Raw genomic sequence first — 21008 nt, 5'->3', positions numbered from 1 at the left:
CCGAGAGGGGCACCGGTGAACGACCGATACGACGCGGGTGACGCAGGCTACGGCGGCGGCCCGTACGAAGTCGTCGGCTACGACGAGTACGGCCGGCCCGTGTACGGGCAGGTCCCGGCACAGCAGGCTCCGCAGTCCCCGCAGGCGACCTACGACCCGTACGCCCAGCAGCAGGGCTACGACTACGACCCCTACGCCACCGGCGGGCAGCCGCAGGCGCCCTCCTACGGCTCGTTCCAGCAACCGCAGGCCTACGATCCGTACGGCACCCAGGCCCCCTACGACCCGTACGCCACCGGGACCCAGGAGACCACGGGCTACGACCCCTACGGGCAGTCGGCGAGCAGCGGACAGCAGCCCCGGGTCACCGGGCAGAGCGCCTACATCCCGCAGCAGGCCGGCCCCGCGGAGAACACCCACGTCCCGGAGAACACCCACGTCCCGGAGAACACCCACGTCCCGGAGGACACCCGGATCCCGCAGGACATCCGGACGCCGGGGGACGACGAGCGGGCCACGGGCGAAGCGGACTACCACACCGAGCAGTTCGCCTTCGTCGAGGAGCCCGACGGCGACTCCGAGGACGTCATCGACTGGCTGAAGTTCACCGAGAACCGCACCGAGCGCCGCGAGGAGGCCCGCCGCCGCGCCCGCAGCCGGATCATCGCCCTTCTCGTCGTCCTCGCCCTCGTCGTGGTCGGCGGTGTCGGCTACCTCTGGTTCGCCGGGAAACTGCCCGGCCTGTCCTCGTCCGGCGGCAAGAGCGGCACCGCCACACCGGTCACCGCCCAGAAACGCGACGTGATCGTCGTCCACCTGCACAACACCGGCAAGAGCGGCACCTCCACCGCGCTGCTGGTCGACAACACCACCACCAAGCAGGGCACCACGGTCCTGCTGCCCAACTCCCTCGCGCTGACCGACGACGACGGCTCCACCACGACCCTCGCCAAGTCCGTGGACGACGACGGCGCCTCCGGCACCCGCGACCAGCTCGACACCGTCCTCGGCACCAGCATCCAGGGCACCTGGCGCCTCGACACCCCCTACCTGCAGAACCTCGTCGAACTCGTCGGCAACATCGAGATCGACACCGACACCGACGTGCCCGACCCGAGCACCAAGAAGAAGGGCACCGGCCCGCTCGTCCACAAGGGCAAGGGCCAGACCCTCAGCGGCAAGATGGCCGTCGCCTACGCCACCTACCGGGCCGCCGGCGAGTCCCAGAACGCCCAGCTCGAGCGGTTCGGCCAGGTCATGCAGGGCGTGCTGCGCAAGATGTCCTCCGATCCGTCGTCCGCCACCACCACCGTGCAGACCCTCGCGCAGATCCTCGACCCGCCGCTCACCGACAAGGACCTCGGCGGCTTCCTCGCCAAGCTCGCCGACCTCGCCAAGAGCGGCGACTACAGGACCGCCCTGCTGCCCGTGCAGTCCGACGGCACCCTCACCGCGCAGACCAGCGACAGCGTGGTGAAGGACATCCTCGGCGGCACCGCCAAGAGCCCCGACGCCGGCTCCTCGGTCCGGGTCTCCGTCCAGAACGCCACCGGTGTGAAGGACGACACGGAGAAGGCCCGCGTGGTCCTCCTCAACGGCGGCTTCACCTTCCTGGAGGGCGGCACCGCCTCCGGAACCCAGGCCGCCTCGAAGGTGCTCTACGCGGACGCCGCCGACAAGGAGAACGCCGCCGAGGTCGCGAAGACCCTGGGGCTGCCCGCCGGCTCCGTGGCCAAGGGCAGCGTCTCCTCCGGCGCCGACGTCTCGGTGATCCTCGGCGGCGACTACAAGCCGTCCTCCTCCTGACCCCGGGCCGCCTCCGGACGGGAGCGCGGCCGGGTGCACCCCACGTGATGCCGTCATCACGTGGGGTGCGCCCGGCGGTCCGTGAGACCCTTGATGACAAAAGACCGCCGACGGAAAGCCATGTAGTGACCGCCACCGACCGTTCCCTTGAGCTCATCCACACCGCCGCCCAGGCGGCGGCCGACAAGCTCGCCCACGACGTCATCGCCTACGACGTGAGCGACGTACTGTCGATCACGGACGCCTTCCTGCTGGCGTCCGCGCCGAACGACCGCCAGGTCAAGGCCATCGTCGACGAGATCGAGGAGCGCCTCCTGAAGGACCTCGGGGCCAAGCCGGTCCGCCGCGAGGGCGACCGGGAGTCCCGCTGGATCCTGCTCGACTACGTCGACATCGTCGTCCACGTCCAGCACAGCGAGGAGCGTGTCTTCTACGCCCTGGAGCGGCTGTGGAAGGACTGCCCCGAGCTGGAGCTGCCCGCCGACGCGAAGGCCACCCGCGGCAAGGCGGAGGAGCACGCCAGGGCGCAGGCCGCCGAGGCCGACCAGGAACCGGACGGGGCCTGGTGATGAGCGCCACCGGCGAGGTGACCGACCGCAAGGGCCGGGGCCGCCGCATCATCCTGTGGCGGCACGGCCAGACCTCCTGGAACGTGGAGCGCCGCTTCCAGGGCACCACGGACGTCGAGCTGACCGAGACGGGCATCGGCCAGGCCCGTCGCGCCGCCCGGCTGCTCGCCTCCCTGCGGCCCGACGCGATCGTCTCCTCGGACCTGCGGCGGGCCGCGCACACGGCCGCCGAGCTGGCCGCCCTCACCGGCCTGGACGTCACCCGCGACGAGGGGCTGCGCGAGACCTATGCGGGCGTCTGGCAGGGGCTGACGCACGACGAGATCATCGCCCGCCACGGCGAGGAGTACGCCGCCTGGAAGCGCGGCGAGGCGGTCCGCCGCGGCGGCGGCGAACTGGAGACCGAGGTCGCCGACCGAGCCGCCCCCGTGGTGCTGCGGCACGCCGAGAAGCTGCCCGAGGACGGCACGCTCGTCGTCGTCAGCCACGGCGGCACCATCCGCACCACGATCGGCCGGCTGCTCGGCTTGGAGGCCCGGCACTGGGAGAGCTTCGGCGGACTCTCCAACTGCTGCTGGTCCGTGCTCGGCGAGGGCGCCCGCGGCTGGCGCCTGCTGGAGCACAACGCGGGCACCCTCCCGGAGCCCGTCCTCGGCGACGACGACTGACCGTGCCGAGCCCCCCGGCCCCGGATTTCACTTTCCGGCAGGTCACAGGCTAAAGTTCTTCTTGTTCGCCCCGCCGAGCGGGAAGAACGCAAGGGGCTATAGCTCAGTTGGTAGAGCGCCTGCATGGCATGCAGGAGGTCAGGAGTTCAATTCTCCTTAGCTCCACTGATCGACACTCTGTTGAGTTGTCAAAGATCGGTTGATGAGGATCCCGTCCCCGCAGGGGGCGGGATTCTCTGCTTTCGGCTGCCATCAGTTGTTCCGGGCCGGCGGCCACAGCCGCTCTCTCCGCTCCCGCAGCACCGCGATCTTCTCCCGCGTCTCCTCGTCCTCCGGCGTGTAGACCACGATCCGGCACTCGGGCATCCCGTCGATGGACAGCGACTGCGAGGTCATCCGCATCTCGCCCACCGCCGCGTGGCGGAACACCTTCACCCGGGGGCCGGGAGTCACCACCTCACCGCTCGCCCACAGCTCGGCGAACCAGGGGCTCGCCGCCGACAGCCCGCGTATGTACTCCTCCCAGACCTGCTCGCCCACGTGTCTGCCGTAGGCCGACCGCAGGGTCGCCACCATCAGCGGCAGCTCCTTCTCCCGGTGCACCAGGGGACTGAGCGGATCCGGCAGGGTGCACAGCGTCCACAGCACGTTCGGCACACCGGTCGCGAGGGTCTCGGGGACCAGGAAGAGGTCCCGGTAGGCCGCGTTGGTGGCCAGGACGTCGTACCGCGCGTTGTAGACCGTCGCCGGCATCGGGTCGAGGGCGTCGATGACGCCCTGCACCTGCGGGCTGATCCGCCGGGTCAGCCCTTCGGGGTCCGGCTCGAACGGCACCTCCGCGAGCCGGTACAGGTGCTCCCGCTCCGGCGGGTCCAGCCGCAGCGTCCGCGCGACCGCGTCCAGCACCTGCGGTGAGGCGTTGATCGGCCGGCCCTGCTCCAGCCATGTGTACCAGGTCACGCCCACGCCCGAGAGCTGGGCGACCTCCTCCCGGCGCAGCCCGGGAGTGCGCCGCCGCAGGCCCGGCGGCATCCCCACGTCGGCCGGTGTGACCCGGGCCCGCCTGCTGCGCAGGAAGGCCGCCAGTTCGGGCCTGCGCCGCTGTGTCCTCGTCCCCATCGACATCCCCCGTCGTACCCCGTCGTCCCCGCTCATCGTCGGCACCCGGCACCGCTCCTGCCAGGTGCTGGCAGTACCAGCATCGGCAGGCACTCGGCACCCGTACCGGCCCGTCGTCACGCTCGACGCCATGACGACGACATCCCGTACCGGTCCGGGCACCGGGCCCGTACCGAACGCTGCGATCAGTGAACCACCCGCCACCGACAGTGACGTCACCGGCGTCCGCCGGGCCGACTCACCCATCACGGACAGTGAAGCACCCGCCACTGACAATCGGCCCCGGCTGCTGCTCGGCGTGCTGCTGGCCGCCCTGTTCATGGCGGCCCTCGACGTCTTCATCGTCAACGTCGCCGCCCCCACGATCGGTTCCGGACTGGACGCCTCGGGGGCCGACCTGCAACTGGTCATCGCCGGCTACACCATCACCTACTCCGTGCTCCTGGTCACCGGGGCCCGGCTCGGCGACCGGCTCGGCCACGGCCGGGTCCACTTCGCCGGACTGGCCCTGTTCACCGCGGCGTCGCTCGCCTGCGGACTGGCGCGGGGATCGACCGGGCTGATCGTGTTCCGGCTGGTGCAGGGCGCCGGCTCGGCGCTGATGATCCCGCAGGTGCTCAGCCTCGTCCAGCGCACCTTCACCGGAGAGGCCCGGGCCCGGGCGCTCGGCGCCTACTCGGCGGTCCTGGCCGTCGGCGCGGCGGCCGGGCAGGTCGCCGGCGGGCTGCTGGTCAGCGCCGACCTGTTCGGCATGGGCTGGCGACCGGTGTTCCTGGTCAACGTGCCGGTGGGCGCGCTGCTGCTGGTGCTGGGCCGGCGGGTCCTGCCGCTGGGCCGGGCGGGCGGACGCGAGCGGGCCCGGGCGCTCGACCTGCCGGGACTGGTGCTGCTCGGCGCCGCCGTGTCGCTGCTGACGGTGCCGCTGGTGCTCGGGCAGGAGGAGGACTGGCCGCTGTGGTCCTGGCTGTCGCTGGCCACGGCCGCCGTGCTGTTCACCCTGTTCTGCGGCCACGAGTCCCGGCTGGCCCGGCGCGGCGGCGCCCCGCTCCTCACGCCCCGGCTGCTGCGTCATCCCGGCATCGGCCTCGCCGTCGTGCGCATCCTCGCCGTGATGTCGGTCAACGCCGGCTTCCTGTTCGCCCTGACCCTGCACGTCCAGGGCGGCCTCGGCCACAGCGCCCTGCGGGCCGGACTGGGCTTCGCGCCGACCGCGGCCGTCTTCGGTGCCGTCAGCCTCACCTGGCGGAAGTGGCCGGCCGCCTGGCAGCGGGCCCTCGTGCCGGCGGGGTTCACGCTCACCGCGGTGTCCGTCGCCGCCGTCGGGCTCGCCTTCCACGGCGGCGGTGACGGGGGAGCGGTCCTGTACGCGGGGTACGTGGGCACGGGTGCCGGGCTGGCGCTCGCCTTCAGCCCGACGCTCACCGGGGCCCTGGCCACCGTGCGGACCGAGGACGCGGCGGACGCCAGCGGCCTGCTGGCGACGGTCACGCAACTCGGTCAGCTGATCGGCGTCGCGGCCTTCGGCACACTGTTCCTGAACCGGCTTGAGTCGTTCGGGGCGGTGGGCCCGTATCCCTCGGCGGAGGCGTTCTCGGTCTGCGCCTGGGCGCTGGCCGCGACGGCCGCGGCGGGAGCCGTGTCCGGACTGGTACTGAGGCGTCGCTGACCGTATCGGTCCGGTCGTGGCAGAATCAAACGGCCGGAAGGGGGCGCGGCCCGACGGGAGGGAGTAGCGATGCCTGCGAGCATCCTTGAGGAGGTCGGCCACCTCCTCGGTGCGGCGTTGATACGGGACACGACCACCCGGCTGAGCTGCCCTTCCTGCGGTTCCGCGCATGTGGCGCAGGTCCTCGGCGACAACGGCGGAATCTCCTACGTGTGCACGGCCTGCGGCCACAGCTGGAGCTGATCGATGGGTGCACACAGGCGAAAGTGCGACTGGTGCGGGAGCGGTACCCCGATCGTGCGGGACATGGAGCCGATCAATCCCGACTACCAGTACTGGTGCGAGGAATGCGCGCGGGCGCTGATCATAAAAGGCGACCCGATCGAGACGTACCGGGAGCTGGAGGGCGAGCCGATCTACGGCCGCCTCCTGGAGGAGCACTGCACGCTCAAGAGGTTCTACCAGTTCGTCACGGCTTGACGCGGACCCCGCCCGGCCCGGCCTTCGGCAACGATGTCCGGGCCAGCGCGAGGAGCACCGCGCCCGCGCCCGCGTAGCCGGCCGACAGCGCCAACTCCGCGGGCGACTGGTGTAGTTCCGGCCGTCCGGCCCCGTGTGGCACCCACCACGGGGCGTACGAGCAGAACACCAGCGCGGTGCCCACGGCCGCCGCCCGCTGCCCCCGCGTCCACAGCAGCAGCACCAGCGGCACGCACCACACCCAGTGGTGGGTCCAGGACACCGGGCTGATCAGCAGGGCGGTGACGGCGCAGACGCACACCGCCCAGGCCCGCTCCCCCCGCAACTCCGCCCGGACGGCCAGGGCGAGGCCCAGGACGGCCACCACGGCCGCACAGGCCGTCCAGAGCGCTCCCGGCGCGGGCGTGTGCAGAAGGCGCGCCAGAACGCCGCGCAGGGCCTGGTTGGCGGTGTCCTCGGCACGCCCGACCCGGCTCGCGCGGAACAGCGCCCCCGTCCAGAACCGCCAGGAGTCGTGCGGCAGGACGGCCGCGGCCAGCAGCGTCGCCCCCGCGAACGCGACGGCCGCCCCGCGCGCGTGGCGCAGCCACGGCTCCCCCTGACCGCCCCTCAGGCGGGCCGTCACCCCCGTGGCCAGCAGCAACGCCGGGAACAGCGCGGGTGTCAGCTTGACCGCCGCGGCCAGCCCGAGGCCCACTCCCGTCCAGCGGTCGGACCCGCCGGAGGGGCGGCGGGTCAGGTCCCACAGCACCAGGACGGCCAGCAGCAGGTTGATCTGGCCGTAGCGCACGGTCGTCCACACCGGCTCGCACCACACGGCGCAGGCCGCGACCCACCACACGGTCTCCACGCGCGCGTGGCCGACGAGTTTCAGCGACAGCCGGACGAGGACGACCAGCAGCGCGAGGTTCCCGGTCGTCGCCACCTCCCGCAGCAGCGCGGTGTCCAGCAGGGGCAGCGGCGTGAACAGCAGGGCCGCGAACGGCGGGTAGGTGGTGGGCAGGCGCGCGGCCGTCGCGCGCAGCGCGTACAGGTCGCCGCCGGCGCGCACGGTGGCGCCCTCCGCGCGGTAGACCATCAGATCGATCATGGACACGTGCGCGGCCCGCTGAGCGGCCCAGAAGGCCGCGAAGGACACCACGCACACGCCCAGCGCGACCGGGGCCCTGCGAGGGACTGAGGGCGACGCGACCATGGCCATGAAAACCGACATTAGCGGGCGAATCGGTGCAGGGTCGAAACCGATTTTGTGCTGCGCCCTCCTCCCTGTAATGTTTACGTCGTCGCCGGGGGAACCGGGCGAAACAACAGAACAAGGGGCTATAGCTCAGTTGGTAGAGCGCCTGCATGGCATGCAGGAGGTCAGGAGTTCAATTCTCCTTAGCTCCACAGAAGTCGAAGGCGGATCATCCTGACGGATGGTCCGCCTTCGGCGTGTCGCGACACGGCGCGGCCGGGCGAAGGGGGCGGGCCACCCGTTACGGTGACCCGCCCCTTCGCGTGTGCTCAGCGGCCGAGCGCGCGCCGGCCGCGGCCCTGGGAGAGGACCGGCAGGTTGCGCGACGGCGCCTGCCCGCGGGTGTCCTCCTCGATGCGCAGGGCCAGCGCCGGGCAGCGGCGCACCGCGCGCAGCGCCTTGGCCTCCGCGTAGCGCGGCACCTGTGCCTGTGCCACCGTGGGGAAGCCGTCGGCGCCGAGCTCGAAGACCTCGGGCAGGATGTCCGCGCACAGCCCGTGGCCCCGGCAGAGCGTCCAGTCGACGTAGATCTTCTGGCGGCTGGCGCCGGTCTCCGCGGGCTCTGCGCCGCCCGGCACGCCCGTGGGGGCCCTGCCCCCCTCGAAGAGCGGCAGCACGCCCTCCACGGGCCGTCCGCAGCCGTTTCCGAGGACGTGCGCGGCCAGGTCGTCGGTGAACGCCTTGATGGTCGACTCCAGGAACATCGCCGAGCCGTCCGGGTGTGAACAGGCCCCGCGCCGCTTCACGTTCTTGGCGACCTGCTTCAGCGCCTCCAGGGCGGCCGGTCCGCCGCCGTTCAGGATGTCCTCCATCCCGCGCGCGGCGGCGGGCAGTCCCAGGTAGCAGGGCCCGCACTGGCCCGCGCTCTCCTCGGCCAGCCACTGCGCGACCCGCAGCGACTCGCCCAGCGGGCACGTCTCCTGGCTGATCGGCAGGATCGCGCCCGCGCCCAGCGAACCGCCCACCGCGTCCAGCGAGTTGCGGGAGACGATCGCCTCGTTGACGGTCGCCGCGTCGATCCACTTGCCGTGGTAGCCGCCGGTCAGCACGCCCTGCGGCACCGGCGGGGCGCCGGCCAGTTGCAGCACGTAGCGCAGCGGCACGCCCGTGGGGACCTCGATGACCATCGGACGGGCCACCGCGCCGGACACCGTGAGCATCACGGTGCCCGGCTCGTCGTACAGACCGGTGTTGCCGTAGCGCTCCGGGCCGATGCGGGCCGCGATGGCCAGCTGCGCGAACGTCTCCGCGTTCGACAGCAGCGTGGGCGCGCCGCCGACGCCGCTCTGCGAGGCGCTGATCTTGCGGCCGGGCGGGATCGCCGGCCCGCCGTCGACGGAGCGGATCAGCGAGGCGGCGGCGCCGGTGACCATGCGCACCGGATTGCGCTGCACCCACGCGCGCAGCGCCGATCTACGGCTGTTGCTCAGGCCGCGCTCGGCGAGTGCGGCCTCCATGGAGCGCTGTGTGGACTCCCGGGTGACGCCGATGACGAGCGTGCGCGCGCCGAGCGCCTCGGCGCACAGCAGCGCGCCGTCGAGGATGAGGTGCGGTGCGCGGTTGATCAGCACCGTGTCCTTGCGGCAGGCCGGTTCGTCCTCGCTGCCGTTCACCACGACGACCGGCCGCACCCCGCGCTTGATCGCCGACTCGGCGACCGAGCGCAGCTTCTTGTGGAAGGGGAAGCCGGCGCCGCCGCGGCCCCTGAGGTTGATGCGTTCGGCGAGCTGGGCGAGCTGTTCGCCGCCCAGCGGGTCGAGCGGCCCGTGCACCTTCAGGTGCATGGCCAGATCGAGCCGCTCCACAAGGTCGAAGCCCGACGTGAGCTGGGGAAGCCCGACCACGCGGACTTCGGGGACGTCGGGCAGGGCCTCGTTCACTTAAAGCCTCCGGAAGGCGTGTTCCAGGGTTCGCCCGAGCCCGGCGTCTCGTAGGACGAGCCGGGCAGCGTTTCGGTGGCGGGACCGCTGTCGAACGTGTCACCCGGGTTGTACGCGCCATAGAGGCCGTTTGTCTCACCGGTGTCGTACACGTCACTTCCGCCGTATCCGGGTGTGCCCGGATTGCCGTAGACCGGGATGGTGTATCCGGTGTCCTGGAGCGGGTCGTACGCGGACGGCGGGGCCTCGCCGACCGGCGGCGGGGACGGGATCGGCCAGCTGCCCGAGGTGCTGGAGGGGCCGTCCACGCGCGGGACGGCCTCCGTGGGCCGCAGATCCACCGGCACGTCCATGCGGGCGGTCTGGTCGGCCGTGTACGGCTGCTGGGGGCGGCCGGGGGTGGAGACCGCGCGGTAGGCCGCCGCGAAGCCGGGGCCGGGCTCGCCGGCGGGGGCGGCCGGGGTCTGGTAGAGCGGGGACGTCATCGTGTCCGCGGAGGCCATGCGCGGGTCACGCCGGCTCGCGAAGCCGGGCAGCGCCGACTCGGCCACCCGCGAGCGGCTCGCGTCCAGCTCGTCGAGCCCCGGTCGCTCCGAGCTGCCGAACAGGGCCACCAGCCGGTCGGCGACCTTCCGCTTGACCGGGCGCGGCGCGGCGCGCAGCGCGAGGGCGCCCATCACGCCGAGCAGGGACAGGCTGTAGAGGATCACGAAGACCGGCTTGGCCGAGCGACCCGCGTAGAGGCCGTGGACGAGCGCGGCGCACCAGGCCGGGTAGGCCAGCATGTGCATGGCCCGCCAGCGGGCGGCGACCGGGGCCGGGGTGGCGAAATTGCTGCGCAGGGCGCCGGTGACGCCCACGAAGATCATCAGCAGGCCCGCGAGCGAGCCCAGTCCGATCAGGCCGGCGATTCCGGTGAGGCCGAGCGAGAACGGAATGATCGCGGCGATCAGCTTCGTGTGGCCGAGCGCGATCTTCGTGGTGATGTGCAGCAACAGGAACGCGATCGAGGCGACCGCGGTCGTCCGGTGCACCGCCTGGCCGATGATCCGCTGCCGCGTGTTGAGGAAGATCCGGTCCTGGGCGAACAGGCCCCAGATCACCGAGCAGCTCAGCGAGACGAGGGACAGCACGCCCGCTCCGAAGTTCAGGAACTCGCGGAACTGGCTGCCTCCGACCAGCACGACCACGGGTATGAGCAGCAGGACGACAGCGGACGCCACCCCATAGGCCGAGCGGCCCGGTTTGGGGAGCGAGCTGGTACTACGACGAGGGTTCATGGGGGCAACTCCGAGCAGTTTCGGGAAAGCGGTCCCGCTGCCGCACTCTAGGTGGCGCCATACCGATCAGTACGGGGTTTGAGTTATTGCGTTGTTATCAACGGACCATGCGACTGGGGGAGGTGTCCTGTAGGGGACGTTACGCGAAGTAATCGTTGACCTTCGTTCAGTTCCGGCGGGCTTCGTGACATGTCCACCAGGGATACGGAAGCGCCTCGCCGCTTGCTCAAGGGCTGCGGTACCCTAACGCCATGCGTGCCGTACGCCTTCTGCTTAGCGGGCCGCGCTGATCAGTACCGACCCCGGTCCACCCGTGAGGTCGGCATCGGCGCGGCGTCCCCTCCTGTGCGAGGGGTTTTTTCGTTTCTTTGGATGTCACAGCCGCAGGCAGAGACGATCGATGGAGCTTTGAGGATCATGAGCGAGACGAACCCCGCTGCCACCGCCGCGTCGGCGGAGGCCGCGCCGCACCGCTACACGGCCGCCATGGCAGCCGAGATCGAGGCACGCTGGCAGGACTTCTGGGACGCGGACGGCACCTACGCGGCGGCGAACCCCACGGGCGACCTGGCGGGGGATCCGGAGCTGGTCGCCAAGCCCAAGAAGTTCATCATGGACATGTTCCCGTACCCCTCCGGTGCGGGCCTGCACGTCGGCCACCCGCTGGGCTACATCGCCACCGACGTCTACGCCCGGTTCCAGCGCATGACCGGCCACAACGTCCTGCACACCCTGGGCTTCGACGCCTTCGGCCTGCCCGCCGAGCAGCACGCCGTCACGACCGGCGAGCACCCGCGGATCACCACCGAGGCCGCCATCAACAACATGAAGTCCCAGCTGCGCCGGCTGGGCCTGGGCCATGACAAGCGCCGGTCGTTCGCCACGATCGACCCGGACTACTACAAGTGGACCCAGTGGATCTTCCTGCAGATCTTCAACTCCTGGTACGACGCCGAGGCGCGCAGGGCCCGCCCGATCTCCGAGCTGATCGCACAGTTCGAGTCCGGTGAGCGCGCGATTCCGGGCACCACGCGCGCGTGGAGCGAGCTGACCGCCACCGAGCGCGCCGACGTCCTGGGCGAGTACCGGCTGGCCTACGCCTCCGACGCGCCGGTCAACTGGTGCCCGGGCCTGGGCACCGTGCTGGCCAACGAGGAGGTCACCGCCGACGGCCGCTCCGAGCGCGGCAACTTCCCGGTCTTCAAGGCCAAGCTGCGCCAGTGGAACATGCGCATCACCGCCTACGCCGACCGGCTGCTGGAGGACCTGGAGGAGCTGGACTGGCCCGAGGCCATCAAGCTGCAGCAGCGCAACTGGATCGGCCGCAGCGAGGGCGCCCGCGTCGACTTCCCGATCGACGGCGAGCGCATCACCGTCTTCACCACCCGCCCGGACACCCTGTTCGGCGCGACCTACATGGTGCTGGCGCCCGAGCACCCGCTGGTCGAGAAGTTCACCCCCGAGGCGTGGCCCGAGGGCACGCACGAGGTGTGGACCGGCGGCCACGCCACCCCGGCCGAGGCCGTCGCCGCCTACCGCGCGCAGGCCGCCTCGAAGTCCGACGTCGAGCGGCAGGCCGAGGCCAAGGACAAGACGGGCGTCTTCACCGGCGCGTACGCGACCAACCCGGTCAACGGCGAGCAGGTCCCGGTCTTCATCGCCGACTACGTCCTGATGGGCTACGGCACCGGCGCGATCATGGCCGTGCCCGCGCACGACAGCCGCGACTTCGCCTTCGCGCGCGCCTTCGAGCTGCCGGTCCGCTGCGTGGTCGAGCCGACCGACGGCCGCGGCACCGACGCGTCCACCTGGGACGACGCCTTCGTCTCCTACGACGCGAAGATCGTCAACTCCGACAGCGACGACGTGCGGCTGAACGGCCTGGGCGTGGTCGAGGCCAAGGCGCGCATCACCGAATGGCTGGAGCGCGAGGGCATCGGCGAGGGCACGGTCAACTTCCGGCTGCGTGACTGGCTGTTCAGCCGCCAGCGCTACTGGGGCGAGCCCTTCCCGATCGTCTACGACGAGGACGGCGTCGCCCACGCGCTGCCCGAGTCGATGCTGCCGCTGGAGCTGCCCGAGATCGAGGACTACAGCCCGCGCACCTTCGACCCGGACGACGCCGACACCAAGCCCGAGACGCCGCTGTCGCGCAACGAGGAATGGGTCAACGTCACCCTGGACCTGGGCGACGGCCCCAGGAAGTACCGCCGCGAGACCAACACCATGCCCAACTGGGCCGGTTCCTGCTGGTACGAGTTCCGCTACCTGGACCCGCACAACGACCGGAAGCTGGTCGACCCGGAGATCGAGCGGTACTGGATGGGCCCGCGCGAGGGCCGGCCGCACGGCGGCGTCGACCTGTACGTCGGCGGCGCCGAGCACGCCGTACTGCACCTGCTGTACGCGCGTTTCTGGTCCAAGGTGCTGTACGACCTGGGGCACGTCTCCTCCGCGGAGCCGTTCCACAAGCTGTTCAACCAGGGCATGATCCAGGCCTACGTCTACCGTGACAGCCGTGGCATCGCGGTGCCGGCCGCCGAGGTGGAGGAGCGCGACGGCGCCTACTACTACCAGGGCGAGCAGGTCAGCCGGCTGCTGGGCAAGATGGGCAAGTCCCTGAAGAACGCGGTGACTCCGGACGAGATCGCCGCCGAGTACGGCGCCGACACGCTGCGCCTGTACGAGATGGCCATGGGCCCGCTGGACGTCTCCCGCCCGTGGGACACGCGCGCGGTGGTCGGCCAGTTCCGGCTGCTGCAGCGGCTGTGGCGCAACGTCGTCGACGAGAACACCGGCGAGGTCACCGTCACCGACGCCGAGCCCGACGAGGAGACCCTGCGCGCCCTGCACAAGGCGATCGACGGCGTGCGCCAGGACCTGGAGGGCCTGCGCTTCAACACCGCCATCGCCAAGGTCACCGAGCTGAACAACCACCTGACCAAGGCCGGCGCCGCCGTGCCGCGGTCCGTGGCCGAGCCGCTGGTGCTGATGGTCGCCCCGCTGGCCCCGCACATCGCCGAGGAGCTGTGGCGCAAGCTGGGCCACACCGGCTCGGTCGTCCACCAGGACTTCCCGGTGGCCGACCCGGCCTACGTCGTGGACGAGACCGTGACCTGCGTCGTGCAGATCAAGGGCAAGGTCAAGGCCCGGCTGGAGGTGCCGCCCACCATCTCCGAGGAGGAGCTGGAGAAGGTGGCGCTGGCCGACGAGAAGGTCGTCGCGGCGCTGGACGGCGCGGGCATCCGCAAGGTGATCGTGAGGGCGCCGAAGCTGGTCAACATCGTCCCGGCGTAACGACCGGGGTCTTCTCACCGGCTCGGGGTAGTCCCCTACGGGCAGGTTCGGGGTTCTCCCGGAACTCCGGACCTGCCCGCTGCGTTTACCGTGGAGAGCACAGCGGCTCGTGCCGCACCGGCCGGAGGAGGAGCGCCATGGAAGTCGTGCTGACCGTGTTCGCCCTGCTCTTCCTGCTGTTCGTCGCCCTGGGCGCGTACGCCACGGTGAAGGCGGTCGGCGCCGCCAAGCGGGGCGTGGACCGGACCATCGCGCAGGCCCGCCGCACCGTCGAGGACCACACCCTGCGTGCCAAGTCCTTCGCGCAGACCGGACCCGCCGGCGAGATCGCCCAGCTGAGGCTCGCGCTGCGCACGTCCATGCGCGCCACACAGGACGCGCTGCACGCGGGCGCGGCCGAGGACGAGTCGCTGAAGGAGTCCCTCGGCCTCTTCGAACGGCTCAGCGCGCACGGACACGAGCTGGACGCCGACCTCAAGCGTCTGGAGTCCGAGCCGGACCGGGCCACGCTCACCGCGCGCCTGCCCGAACTGCGCAGCCGCACCGAGCGGATCACCAAGTCCGCGGACTCCCTGCGCTGGGCGGTCCGCGACCGAGCCCGCCGCTTCGCCGACGACGATCTGGGCACCCTCAGCGCGCAGATCCACGTCGAAGCGGACGCCCTGCGCCACTGGACGCGGGTCGAGCCCGGCCAGGCGCCCCCGCCGTGGCCCGATGCGCCCGCCACGGCCGACGGCCGGACCACCGAACAGACCTGGCCCCAGGCGCCCGGGACTCCCACGGCCGAGGGGCAGCCTCCCGAGGCGATCGCCCCGCCGTCCTGGCGCCCCACCGCCCGCTGGCAGAAGAAGCCCCGCCCCGAAAGCACCACATGAGCGACCCGGACCGCGGGACAGGGGCCGGGCTGCCGAGTGAGCACTACGCCAGGTAACCTCCAGCTCATGTCCCGCCATGTCGCGATCGTTACCGATTCAACGGCCTACCTGCCGCCCCGGGCGATGGAGCGTCACGGCATCACCGCGGTCCCGCTGACCGTGGTCCTCGGCGACCAGGCCCTGGAAGAGGGCACCGAGATCTCGACCCGCTCCCTGGCCCAGTCACTGCAGAAGCGACGTCCCGTCACCACCTCCCGCCCCAGCCCCCAGGTGTTCGCGGAGACGTACCGCAAGGTCGCCGAGTCCGGCGCGTGCGGCATCGTCTCCCTGCACCTGTCCGCCGAGCTGTCCGGAACCTACGACGCGGCGGTCCTCGCCGCGCGCGAGGCACCGGTGCCCGTGCGGGTGGTGGACACCGGGATGGTCGCGATGGCGCTCGGCTTCTGCGCGCTCGCCGCCGCCCAGGCCGCGGAAGCGGGCGGCACGGTGGACGAAGCCGTCACCGCAGCCGAGAAGCGCGCCGACGGTACGTCCGCCTTCTTCTACGTCGACACCCTCGACTATCTGCGCCGCGGTGGCCGTATCGGTGCCGCGCAGGCACTGCTGGGCTCCGCGCTCGCCGTCAAACCCCTGCTCCAGCTGGACGGCGGCCGCATCGACCTGCTCGAGAAGGTCCGTACGGCGTCCAGGGCGATCGCGCGCCTGGAGGAGCTGGCCGCCGAGCGGGCGGGCGGCGCCGAGGTCGACATCGCCGTCCACCACCTCGCCGCTCCCGACCGTGCCGCCGCGCTCGCCGACCGGCTGCGGGCGCGCATCCCGGGCCTGGCCGACCTGCACGTCAGCGAGGTCGGAGCGGTCATCGGGGCGCACACCGGACCCGGGCTGCTGGGCGCGGTCGTCTCGCCCCGCTGACCGGGGCGGCCACCCCGGGTACGGCCCGTTCCGCCGATGTGAGGGCCGGCCGGCTTCACCCGGGTGAGTGACGGAGTTTTCCACAACCGGGCGGTCGTCCACGGGAATTCACCAAGATCATCGCGATCGGGCGGAAAGCCCCATCCTCGTGGCATGACACTTCGATCGCGCTCACGCACAGCGACCGCGACCAGCGGCCCCGGCCGCGACCCCGCCTCCGACGGCCGGGTCCGGCAGCGCCGCTCCCCCGGCCGCCGCCCTGCCCACCGTCGCCCGTCCGCACCGGCGGAGGAACTGCGCCGCCGAGCGGAACTCCTCTTCGGTGAACGGGCCGTGCAGTGGCGGGAGTCGGGGAACGCGCCACCGGTCCCGGGCGGCACCGGGGACACACCGACGGCAACGGTGACGGGCCTCGCGCCCGGCCTGAGTGCGCGTTCGGGCTCCGGGCGGACGGTGACAGCGGTCACGTCGGTGTCCGGCGGGACCCGGGAACGGTCAGCGACCGTCGCCGCGCCTGAACCGGGCGGTGCGCTGCGGTCACCGCAGCCCGAGCCTGAGTCCCAGCCGGAATCGGAGCCGGTGCCGACGGGGCCCAGGGCCCCTGGCCGGTGGGAGCGGGCTGGGCTGGCGCTGCGCGAGCGGATGCCGGTGTGGCTCCAGACCCGGTACGGGATGGAGCGACGGGGAGCCGTGGCGCTCGCCGTGGTGCTCGTGGCCGCCGCTGTCTTCGCCGTGCAGCACTTCTGGGCGGGCCGGCCCCAGCAGGTGAGCGCTCCTCAGGTGGTGCGCGCCCAGGCGCCCTTCGCCAAGAAGGGTGAGGGAGCGACCGCCGGACCGGCCGTGAGCACGCCGGCGACACCGGGCGCGGAGATCGTCGTGGACATCAGCGGCAAGGTCCGCGAGCCGGGGATCCGGCGGCTGCCGGCCGGCGCCCGGGTGGCCGACGCGCTGCGGGCGGCGGGCGGGGTCCGGCCGGGCGTGAACACGGAAGGACTGAACCGCGCCCGCTTCCTCGTCGACGGCGAACAGGTCGTCGTGGGCGCCCCCGCCGGGGCAGCCGCTCCGCCCGCCCCGGCAGGAGGGTCGCTCACCGGATCCACCGGCACGGGCCCGCCGGCACCGGTCTCCCTGAACACGGCCACGGTGGATCAGCTCGACACCCTGCCCGGAGTAGGCCCGGTACTGGCCCAGCACATCATCGACTACCGCACCCAGCACGGCGGTTTCCGCTCGGTGAACGAACTGCGCGAGGTCAACGGCATCGGCGACCGCCGGTTCTCCGATCTGCGCGACCTGGTACGGCCATGAGCCGCGCACTCGACGGAACCGGGCCGCGTTCCGATCCCCAGGAGGACGGCAGCGCGCGCACCGACCGGAGCGGCCCCATGGACCTGCGCCTGGTACCGCCCGCATGCGCGGCCTGGGCCACGGCGGCCCTGACGGTTGACGCACCGGGGGCCTGGACCGCGGTGACCGCCGTCGTCTGCCTGGTCGGAGGGGTGCTCCTGCTGTCGGTGCGGCGGCCGGGAAGGGCGGGCGGGGCCGGACGGGCAGAGACGGACCCGCCGTTGGACGCGGTCGGTGCTCCTCCTCGCGCGGCGTCGACAGGCACGCCGGTGGCATGGCCGGCGGCGACGTGGCCGGCCGTGAGGGGGACCGCGGTAAGGGGTACGGCAGGGATGGGAACGGCGGTGACGGGGCAGGGCCGCCGGGCCGAGTGGACCCCCGGGGCGGAGCGTACCCACCGGGCCCGGTGGGTAGAGCGCGCCCGGTGGGTACGCGCCCGGTTCGGATGGGCGCGTGCCGCCGTCGCCGCGGTGTTGCTCTGTGCCGCCGCGGCAGCCGCCTCCGCCGGGCTGCACGGGGCCGATGTGCGGCGCGGACCGGTGCCCGAACTGGCCCGGCGGTTCGCGACCGTGACCGCCGAGGTCGAGCTGAGCGGCGATCCCCGGCTGAGCAGGCCGCACGTGCGCGGTGATCACGCGGCACCCGTGGCGGTGCTGGCCCGGGCCGAGGTGCGGAGCGTCGAGGAGGCCGACGGAAGACGTGTGCGGACGCGGACACCTGTGCTGTTGATCGTCGACCCGGATGTCCCGGCACCGGCGGAGGGCCGCGCGGAAAGCCGGAGTAACGGCCCGCCACCGGAGCGCGCCGGACAGAGTGTGCCGGCTGGGCGAGCCGCCTTGCTCCGTCTGCTGCCGTCCACGCGGCTGCGGGTGGCAGGGCGGCTGGCGCCCGCGCTGACCGGCGGTGACCGGATCGCGGCCGTGCTGCGGGTGCGCGGCCGTCCGGAGCCGCGGATCGTGGCCGGGCCGAGCGGGCCGCAACGTCTGGCGGGTCGGCTCCGAGCCGGTCTGCGGGAAGCGACCGAAGACCTGCCGGGGGACGCGCGGGCGCTGCTGCCAGGGCTGGTCGTCGGGGACACCTCGCGGATCACGCCCGAGCTGGACCACGCCTTCCAGGAGACGGACCTGGCGCACACGCTCGCCGTCTCCGGCAGCAACCTCACCGTCCTGCTCGCACTGCTCATCGGACCACCCGGCCTGGCCCAACGCGCCGAGCGCCGAGGCCTGGCGCCACGCCTGGGCCTCTCCCTGCGGGCCACGGCCCTGCTGGCGGGGGCGCTGACACTGGGCTTCGTGGTCGTCTGCCGGCCCGACCCCAGCGTGCTGCGAGCCGCCGCCTGCGGCGCGGTCGCGCTGCTCGCCCTGGCCACCGGGCGCCGTAGATCACTGGTGCCGGCACTGGCCACGGCCGTCCTGCTGCTGGTGCTCTACGACCCGTGGCTGGCCCGCGGTTACGGCTTCCTGCTGTCCGTGCTGGCCACCGGTGCGCTCCTGGTGCTGGCGCCGGGCTGGAGCGAGGCGTTGCGGCGGCGCGGGGTGCGCCCGCGGCTCACCGAGGCGCTGGCGACGGCCGCCGCCGCGCAGGTCGTGTGCGCTCCGGTCGTGGCGGTGCTGTCGGCCAGGGTGAGCCTGGTGGCGGTGCCGTGCAACCTGCTGGCCGAGGTGGCGGTGGCGCCGGCGACGGTCCTGGGGTTCGCGGCGCTCGCGGCGGCGCCGGTGGCGATGCCGGTGGCCAAGATGCTGGCCTGGTGCGCGAGTTGGCCGGCGCGGTGGATCGCCGGCGTCGCCCGGACCGGGGCGGCACTGCCCGGCGCGGGAGTGGACTGGCCCGGGAGCTGGCCGGGAGCGCTGGCGCTGGCGGTGCTCACCGTGGCCGTCGTCCTGGCCGGCCGGAGACTGCTGCGGCACCCGGGGTGGTGCGGGCTGCTCGGCGTGCTGCTCGTGCTGCTGGTCACGCGTCCGGCTCCGCTGACCCGGGTGATCACGGGCTGGCCACCACCGGGCTGGCGGTTCGCGATGTGCGACGTCGGCCAGGGTGACGCCACCGTGCTGGCGGCGGGCGAGGGCGCCGGCGTGGTCGTGGACGCCGGACCCGATCCGGCACTGGTCGACGACTGCCTGCGGCGGCTGGGCATCACTCGTGTCCCTCTCCTCGTCCTCACCCACTTCCACGCCGACCACGTGGCCGGACTGCCCGGCGTGCTGCGGGGCCGCGCGGTGGCCGCGATCGAGACCACGGCGTTCGCGGAACCCGCGGAGCAGGCGGAGTTCGTCCGAAGAGAGGCGGCCGAGCGGCACATCCCGGTCACGACCGCCGTCGCGGGAGAGGAACGGCGCACCGGACCGCTCACCTGGCGGGTGCTGTGGCCACCGCCATCGCCGCCGGCACAGCCCACGTCACCGCCATCACCACCGCTCTCGCCGTCGCAGAGGCCGCGCGTACCCCCGCCGGGGCAGGGCGCGGGTGCCGGGTGGGAGCCGGAGGGCCCGAACGACGCCAGTGTCGCACTGCTCGTACGCACGGGCGGGCTGCGGCTGCTGTTGCTCGGAGATCTCGAACCCCCCGCCCAGCAGGCGCTGGTGCGGTCCCCGGCGGCGGCCGACCTGGCCGGAGTGGACGTCCTGAAGGTGGCTCACCACGGCTCGGCCTACCAGGAGCCTGAGTTGTTGCGCCTCGCGGCTCCCCGGGTGGCGCTGGTGTCCGCCGGCGTCGGCAACCCCTACGGTCACCCGGCTCCGGTGACCATGGCCGCGCTGCGGGCCGGCGGCACGGTGGTCCTGCGCACCGACCGGGACGGGGCGCTCGCGGTCACCGGGACCGGCGGGAGGAACGGGCGGATAGGGGTGTCGAGGGACGACTGACGAGGAAGACGGACACCGGGGCAACAGGCCACGGGGAAAGGGGGGAAGGGGGAAGGGCTGACCCGGACGGAAGGGGGACGTCCCTGCCCGGTGAGGGCGAACGGAGCTGCAGCAGACTGAGCCCATGACCTCGGTACAGATCGACGCCTACCTCCGCCGACTCGGCCTCACACACCCGCCGCGGCCCACCAGCGAGACACTGCGAGAGTTGCACCTGCGCCATCTGCGGACCGTTCCCTTCGAGAACCTGTCGGTCCACCTCGGAGAGGAGATCACCCTGGAGGAGAAGCGGCTGCTGGACAAGGTGACCGAGGCCCGGAGGGGCGGCTTCTGCTACGAACTGAACGGCGCGTTCGGGACGTTGCTCGCCGCCCTCGGCTACGAGGTCGAGCTGCTCGCCGGACGTGTGTACGGCGACGAGGGGCGACTCGGAATCCCTTACGACCATCTGGCGCTGCGGGTGCGGACGGCGGACGGGGACACCTGGCTCGCCGACGTCGGGTTCGGGACGCACAGCCACTGGCCGCTCGCCTATGCGGAACGCGGGGAGCAGGACGACCCCGGTGGGAGCTTCCGGGTGGTGGACGCCGGGCCGGATCCGGCCGGGGCGCGTGGTGGTGCCGCGCCGGGCACCGGGGATCTGGACGTCGTGCGGGACGGGACGCCGCAGTACCGGCTGGAGACCCGCCCCCGGGCGCTCGGGGACTTCGCGGCCGGCGCCTGGTGGCACAGCACGTCGCCGCGGTCGCACTTCACCCGGTCGCTGGTCTGTTCGCGGCTCACGGAGGACGGGGAGAGGATCACGCTCAGCGGGCGCAGGCTGAGGACGACGACCGGGGGCGGCACGCAGGAGACGCGGGAGCTGGAGACGGACGAGGAGGTGCTGACGGTCTACCGGGAGCGCTTCGGCATCGAGCTGAGCCGTGTGCCGGCGGTGCGCGACCCCGACCCGAACCACTGACTCTGCCGGTTCCGGCGCATGTGCCGGATTCCCGGTGACATAGGTCCGTG

General features: G+C 72.6%; 16 protein-coding genes and 2 tRNA genes. 14 read left to right on the top strand and 4 right to left on the bottom strand.

All coding sequences use genetic code 11. From position 1 onward, the window contains the following. Positions 1-15 precede the first annotated feature (15 nt). The 4 genes from AB0946_RS02165 to AB0946_RS02150 all read left to right on the top strand — a co-directional run bounded on the left by AB0946_RS02165 (position 16) and on the right by AB0946_RS02150 (position 3208). Positions 16-1806, top strand: coding sequence for a LytR C-terminal domain-containing protein (locus AB0946_RS02165; protein ID WP_366758728.1), 1791 nt, complete (start codon positions 16-18; stop codon positions 1804-1806). A gap of 125 nt (positions 1807-1931) precedes the next feature. Continuing rightward, positions 1932-2375 carry a ribosome silencing factor gene (gene rsfS / locus AB0946_RS02160; protein WP_366758727.1) on the top strand — a complete coding sequence of 148 codons (444 nt, stop codon included), beginning with the start codon at positions 1932-1934 and terminating at the stop codon, positions 2373-2375. Next, positions 2375-3043: a histidine phosphatase family protein gene (locus tag AB0946_RS02155; protein WP_366758726.1), complete on the top strand. Its 669-nt coding sequence runs from the start codon at positions 2375-2377 to the stop codon at positions 3041-3043. The genes rsfS and AB0946_RS02155 overlap by 1 nt, the downstream gene beginning before the upstream one ends. Before the next feature lie 92 nt (positions 3044-3135). Then, positions 3136-3208, top strand: a tRNA-Ala gene (locus AB0946_RS02150). Between the two features lie 87 nt (positions 3209-3295). Here AB0946_RS02150 and AB0946_RS02145 read toward each other — a convergent pair. Then, entirely contained in the window at positions 3296-4162 is an 867-nt protein-coding gene (locus tag AB0946_RS02145) for a helix-turn-helix transcriptional regulator (RefSeq protein ID WP_366758725.1), read from the bottom strand. 301 nt (positions 4163-4463) lie between these two features. Here AB0946_RS02145 and AB0946_RS02140 point away from each other — a divergent pair, with 301 nt between their 5' ends. The 3 genes from AB0946_RS02140 to AB0946_RS02130 all read left to right on the top strand — a co-directional run bounded on the left by AB0946_RS02140 (position 4464) and on the right by AB0946_RS02130 (position 6308). Further along, on the top strand, positions 4464-5828 hold the full coding sequence (locus AB0946_RS02140; RefSeq protein ID WP_366759125.1) for an MFS transporter: 1365 nt from the start codon (positions 4464-4466) through the stop codon (positions 5826-5828). 69 nt (positions 5829-5897) lie between these two features. Further along, complete coding sequence (locus AB0946_RS02135) at positions 5898-6071, top strand: hypothetical protein (protein ID WP_014672673.1); 174 nt, start codon at positions 5898-5900, stop codon at positions 6069-6071. Positions 6072-6074: 3 nt separating this feature from the next. Next, on the top strand, positions 6075-6308 hold the full coding sequence (locus AB0946_RS02130) for a hypothetical protein (RefSeq protein ID WP_030653820.1): 234 nt from the start codon (positions 6075-6077) through the stop codon (positions 6306-6308). Here AB0946_RS02130 and AB0946_RS02125 read toward each other — a convergent pair. After that, positions 6298-7509, bottom strand: coding sequence for a glycosyltransferase 87 family protein (locus AB0946_RS02125; RefSeq protein WP_366758724.1), 1212 nt, complete (start codon positions 7507-7509; stop codon positions 6298-6300). The genes AB0946_RS02130 and AB0946_RS02125 overlap by 11 nt on opposite strands. 115 nt (positions 7510-7624) lie before the next feature. On the opposite strand from AB0946_RS02125, the gene AB0946_RS02120 reads away from it, so the two are divergent. Continuing rightward, positions 7625-7697: transfer RNA gene (locus AB0946_RS02120), tRNA-Ala, on the top strand. Between the two features lie 117 nt (positions 7698-7814). On the opposite strand, the gene AB0946_RS02115 is transcribed toward AB0946_RS02120, so the two are convergent. Beyond that, a complete protein-coding gene (locus tag AB0946_RS02115; protein WP_171156434.1) occupies positions 7815-9425 on the bottom strand; it encodes an NADH-quinone oxidoreductase subunit NuoF family protein in 1611 nt (536 codons plus the stop codon). Then, complete coding sequence (locus tag AB0946_RS02110) at positions 9422-10705, bottom strand: cytochrome b/b6 domain-containing protein (protein ID WP_366758723.1); 1284 nt, start codon at positions 10703-10705, stop codon at positions 9422-9424. Before AB0946_RS02110 ends, AB0946_RS02115 begins: the two co-directional genes overlap by 4 nt. A gap of 417 nt (positions 10706-11122) precedes the next feature. On the opposite strand from AB0946_RS02110, the gene leuS reads away from it, so the two are divergent. The 6 genes from leuS to AB0946_RS02080 all read left to right on the top strand — a co-directional run bounded on the left by leuS (position 11123) and on the right by AB0946_RS02080 (position 20958). Further along, positions 11123-14002, top strand: a complete 2880-nt coding sequence (gene leuS / locus AB0946_RS02105; protein ID WP_366758722.1) for a leucine--tRNA ligase — start codon at positions 11123-11125, stop codon at positions 14000-14002. A 137-nt stretch (positions 14003-14139) separates the two neighbouring features. After that, positions 14140-14877 (top strand): hypothetical protein, encoded by a 738-nt coding sequence (locus AB0946_RS02100; protein WP_366758721.1) that lies wholly within the window; start codon positions 14140-14142, stop codon positions 14875-14877. A 66-nt stretch (positions 14878-14943) separates the two neighbouring features. Further along, the gene (locus AB0946_RS02095) at positions 14944-15789 is read left to right on the top strand and encodes a DegV family protein (RefSeq protein WP_366758720.1); all 846 of its coding nucleotides are present in this window, start codon (positions 14944-14946) and stop codon (positions 15787-15789) included. A 153-nt stretch (positions 15790-15942) separates the two neighbouring features. After that, on the top strand, positions 15943-17097 hold the full coding sequence (locus AB0946_RS02090) for a helix-hairpin-helix domain-containing protein (RefSeq protein WP_366758719.1): 1155 nt from the start codon (positions 15943-15945) through the stop codon (positions 17095-17097). Between the two features lie 77 nt (positions 17098-17174). Beyond that, complete coding sequence (locus tag AB0946_RS02085; RefSeq protein WP_366759124.1) at positions 17175-19997, top strand: ComEC/Rec2 family competence protein; 2823 nt, start codon at positions 17175-17177, stop codon at positions 19995-19997. 124 nt (positions 19998-20121) lie between these two features. Further along, the gene (locus AB0946_RS02080) at positions 20122-20958 is read left to right on the top strand and encodes an arylamine N-acetyltransferase (protein ID WP_366758718.1); all 837 of its coding nucleotides are present in this window, start codon (positions 20122-20124) and stop codon (positions 20956-20958) included. Positions 20959-21008 lie beyond the last annotated feature (50 nt).

This window comes from Streptomyces sp. NPDC046870, from assembly GCF_040704595.1.
Classification (GTDB): Bacteria; Actinomycetota; Actinomycetes; order Streptomycetales; family Streptomycetaceae; genus Streptomyces; species Streptomyces argyrophylli.
The sequence above is the reverse complement of the archived record's forward strand: the minus strand, read 5'-3'. Positions and strand labels throughout refer to the sequence as shown.